Annotated in this window: 4 protein-coding genes; 2 read left to right on the top strand and 2 right to left on the bottom strand. The window is 67.6% G+C overall.

From position 1 onward, the window contains the following. Together B1964_RS18820 and B1964_RS18825 are read right to left on the bottom strand one after the other, a co-directional pair. A partial coding sequence (locus B1964_RS18820) for an SDR family oxidoreductase (RefSeq protein ID WP_079930838.1) occupies window positions 1–650 on the bottom strand: 650 nt, incomplete at its 3' end. Continuing rightward, a complete protein-coding gene (locus tag B1964_RS18825; RefSeq protein WP_079930839.1) occupies window positions 647–1,897 on the bottom strand; it encodes an acyl-CoA dehydrogenase family protein in 1,251 nt (416 codons plus the stop codon). The genes B1964_RS18825 and B1964_RS18820, both read right to left, overlap by 4 nt. Window positions 1,898–1,940: 43 nt before the next feature. On the opposite strand from B1964_RS18825, the gene B1964_RS18830 reads away from it, so the two are divergent. Together B1964_RS18830 and B1964_RS18835 are read left to right on the top strand one after the other, a co-directional pair. Continuing rightward, on the top strand, window positions 1,941–3,488 hold the full coding sequence (locus tag B1964_RS18830; protein WP_020169997.1) for a FadD3 family acyl-CoA ligase: 1,548 nt from the start codon (window positions 1,941–1,943) through the stop codon (window positions 3,486–3,488). A 125-nt stretch (window positions 3,489–3,613) separates the two neighbouring features. After that, window positions 3,614–4,535, top strand: a 922-nt coding sequence (locus B1964_RS18835; protein ID WP_172398893.1) for a phosphotransferase, incomplete at its 3' end; no start/stop codon positions are given.

The raw sequence follows: 4,535 nt of genomic DNA on the forward strand, positions 1-4,535 counted from the left end.
GGATGTTTGGCTATCGACGGCGCGACCGCATTGATGCGCACCCCAAAGTCGGCGGCTTCGACTGCGGCACAACGAGTCAGTGCCATCACACCGGCCTTGGCGGCGGCGTAGTGGGCTTGTCCGCGTTGGGCGCGCCAGCCCAGTACCGAGGCGTTGTTGACGATGACGCCGCCGTGTTCCACGGCCCGGAAGTAGCGCAGGGCAGCACGAGTGGCGCGGAAGGTGCCGTTGAGGGTGATGTCGACGACGCGGTCCCACTGTTCGTCGGTCATGTCGGCGACCGGCGTCTCACCGCCGAGTCCGGCGTTGTTGACCAGGACGTCGATGCGGCCGAGTTCGTCTGCGGCACGGGTGATCAGCGCATCGACCTGCGCGGTGTCGGAGACGTCGCAGGTTGCCTGTGCGACCGTCCGGTCACCGAACTCCGCGGACAGTTTCTGGGCGGCCTCGCCGAGCCGGCGTTCGTGCCAGTCGCTGATGAGAACATCGGCACCTTCGAGCAGTGCCCTTCTGGCGGTGGCGAATCCGATGCCGGTTCCCGCGGCCGCGGTGACCACGACCTTGCGTCCCGACAGGAGTCCGTGCCCGGGCGTCTCCGTCGGTGGGTCGGCCAACGGTGAACGACGGTTCTCGGTGTCCGGGATGGTCATGCACGGGCCTCTCGGGGTAGGCCGAGCACACGCTCGGCGATGATGTTGCGCTGCACCTCGTTCGAGCCGCCGTAGATGGTGTCGGCGCGAGTGAACAGGTACAGCCGTTGCCATTCGTCGAGTTCGACGTGTTCGGGATCGGTGAGGTCGTTGAACGCACCCTCGGCGGTCGTGGCGGGTCCGATCAACGCCGACGCTCCGCGCACGGCCATTCCCAGCTCGCCGAGATCGCGATGCCAGTTGGACCACAAGAGTTTTCCGACCGAGTCGGCACCGGGAACGCCGTCGAGCACCGCCGGCGCATGGGCTCGCATCACGCGCAGGCCGATACCGGCGCGCGCGATGCGGGTGGCGATCTCGGGATTGTCGAGGGCACCGTTGCTGCGCGCGAGATCGGTGACCGCGTCGAGTTCACGTGCGAAACCGACCTGCTGTCCGAGGGTGGAGACGCCGCGCTCGAATTGCAGCAGGCCCATGGCGACCTTCCATCCGTCACCGGGCTCGCCGACGATGTTGTCGGCATCGGTGACCGCATCGTCGAAGAACACCTCGTTGAATTCCGATGTGCCGGTGAGCTGTTGGATGGGCCGGACGGTGACGCCCTCCTGATCGAGGGGGACGAGCAGAAAGCTCAGCCCCGTGTGCCGCGTCGAGCCCGGCTCGGTGCGACAGAGCACGAACGCCCACTGTGCGACGTGCGCCAAGGACGTCCAGATCTTCTGCCCGTTGATCTGCCACCGTCCGTCGGCCGGACTCGCCGTGGTCGCCACGCCCGCGAGATCCGAGCCTGCACCCGGTTCGGAGTAGCCCTGTGCCCAGAGTTCGGTCACGTCGACGATGCCGGGCAGGAATCGCTGTTTCTGCTCGTCGGTCCCGAATTCGATGAGCGTCGGACCGAGAAGCTCTTCGCCGAGATGGTTGACCCGGGCGGGCGCATCGGCGCGCGCGTACTCCTCGTGGAAGATGATGCGCTGGGCCAGCGTGGCACCGCGGCCGCCGTAGCGCGTCGGCCAGCCCAGACACGTCCATCCGGCGCGCGCGAGGTGACGATCCCACTCGAGGCGCTCGGTGAAGAACTCGTGTTCACTGCCGGGACCGCCCCGACCTCGCAACGACGCGAAGCTCCCGGCGAGGTTCTCCTCGAGCCACCCCCGGACCGCCACGGCGAACTCCGCGTCGGCGTCGGGCGTCCGAGCTGCCCATTCACCGAGATCCAGGGATCTGTCGGCGAGATCGATCGAGGTCATGGCCGCTAGCATAACCTACCAAGCAAGTGCTAGGTTGGGGAGCATGGAGAGCGTCTCGACGACCCCGTCCGCGCTGCGTCGGGCGGCCCGCGAGTGGCCGGATCGTCTCGCCCTCGTCGATACCCAGTGGAGCAGTCCGGTCGAGTACTCGTGGTCACAATTGCACGATCGGGTCGTCGATACGGCCGCCGCCCTGATCGCGTCGGGGGTGGAGCACGGGGATCGGGTGGCGGTGTGGTCACCCAACAGCCATCACTGGCCGGTCGCGGCGCTGGGCATCCATTACGCCGGTGCGGTGCTCGTACCGCTCAACACCCGCTACACCGCCGGCGAGGCCGTCGACGTGATCGATCGGGCGGGGGTGCGTGCCGTCGTCGTCTCCGGCGAGTTCCTCGGAGCCGATCACGCTGCCGAACTCATGACCACCCATCGCGATGCGATGCCGGACCTCGTGGTGCGGATTGGCTTGTCGGACAAGGGCGCGGCGCCCGACGGCGCACTCGACTGGAGCGATTTCCTCGACCGTGCCACCGACGAGACCCGCGCGCAGGCCCTTGCGCGCGCCGACGCCGTCACCCCCGACGACCTCTCCGACATCCTGTTCACCTCGGGTACCACCGGCACATCCAAAGGCGTGCTGGCCGAACATCAGCAGACCGTCGCGGGTTCACACGCGTGGGGCGCCAACGGCCGCCTGTCCCCCGACGACCGCTATCTCATGGTGAACCCGTACTTCCACACCTTCGGCTACAAGGCGGGCATCCTGCCGTGCGTGCTGTTCGGGTCGGCGATGTTCCCGCAAGCCGTGTATTCGCCCGCCGAGGCGATGAAGCAGGTTGCTGCGCAACGGATCACCGTCTTCCCGGGAGCGCCGACGATCTTCCAGACCATCCTCGACGACCCCGCTCGCGAGAGCCTCGATCTCTCGTCACTACGGCTGGTGGTGACCGGTGCGGCGATCGTTCCGGTCGTCCTCGTCGAACGCATCCAGCGTGACCTCGGCGTCGACACCGTCATCACCGCCTACGGGCTGACCGAGGCCAGCGGGTTCGTCTCCACCTGCACCCCGGACGACGATGACGAAACCGTCGCAAGCACCTGCGGGCGCGCTTTCGACGGCATGGAGATCGCGGTGTCGGAGCAGGGCGAGGTACTCGCGCGCGGAAAGATGGTCATGCGCGGCTACCTCGACAACCCCCAGGCGACGGCCGAGACGATCGACGCCGACGGCTGGCTGCACACCGGCGACATCGGCACCATCGACGAACGCGGTAATCTGCGGATCACCGACCGCCTCAAGGACATGTACATCTGCGGCGGCTTCAACGTCTACCCGGCCGAGGTCGAACAGACCCTCGCCCGCCTCGACGGCGTCACCGAATCCGCCGTGATCGGCGTCCCCGACGACCGACTGGGTGAGGTGGGCCGGGCCTATCTCACCGTCCGCGACGGCGCCGACCTCGACGAAGACCGTGTGATCGCCTACGCCCGCGAACATCTGGCGAACTTCAAGGTGCCGCGGTCGGTGGTCTTCCTCGACGCCTTCCCGCGCAACGCGGCCGGGAAGATCCTCAAGCGCGAGTTGGGGTGAGAGCCTTCTTCCCCTATAGCTTTCGGTTCTTCCCCTGGAAATTTCCAGGGGAAGAAGGGAAATGTAGGGGAAGAACGGCGAGGGCCCGGTCGGCACGATCCCAGCGACTGTGGTCGGATGGGACTGTGTCGACCAACCCCGACCCCACGACCGAGCTCCTCACCGCGGCAGGCGCCCTCGACCCCGACCTGCCCACCGATCGGATCGTCACCCACGGCGCCGTCGTCTTCCTCAACGGCACCCGCGCATGGAAGATGAAACGCCCTGTGCGCCTGCGGTTCTTCGACTTCTCCACCCCAGAGCTACGCCACGACGTCCTGCAGCAGGAGCTGACACTCAATCGCCGGTTCGCGCCCGAGGTCTATCGCGCCGTGCATGCGATCCGACGTGCCGATGACGGCAGCCTCACCCTCGACGGACCCGGCGAGACCGTCGACTGGGTACTCGAGATGACGCGCTTCGACGACGACGCACTCCTGGTCCACCGTGCCGAGCCCGGCAACCTCGACGACGCGTTTCTCCGAACGCTCGCCGAGAGCGTCGTCGACCTCCATGCGTCCTCGCCGATCCGCGACGATCCGCACGGTGCGGCCCGGTTGCAGGAGGTCGTCGACGGGAACCTGGCGAGTATGTCGGCCTTCCCTGATGTCATCGATCCCGCTGCGGCGCGGCGTCTGACGAGCCGCATCACCGCGATGATCACCGAGCGCTCCGAGACCCTCGACGCCCGGGCCCGCCGGGGGCGGGTGCGGCGCGTCCACGGCGACCTGCACCTGGGCAACATCGCGATCATCGACGGCCGTCCCGTGCCCTTCGACTGCCTGGAGTTCGACGAGGAGATGGCGACCACCGACGTGCTCTACGACCTCGCGTTTCTGCTGATGGACCTGTGGGCGCGGGACCTGCGACATGAGGCGAACGTCGTCGTGAACCAGTACCTGGACCGCTCCCCCGACGACGAGGACGGATTCTGTCTGCTGCCGATCATGCTCGCCGTGCGGGCGACGGTCCGTGCGCACGTCAGCGCCGCCGCGGACGCCGTCGACG

It is taken from the genome of Gordonia sp. i37 (genome assembly GCF_002043085.1).
Classification (GTDB): Bacteria; Actinomycetota; Actinomycetes; order Mycobacteriales; family Mycobacteriaceae; genus Gordonia; species Gordonia polyisoprenivorans.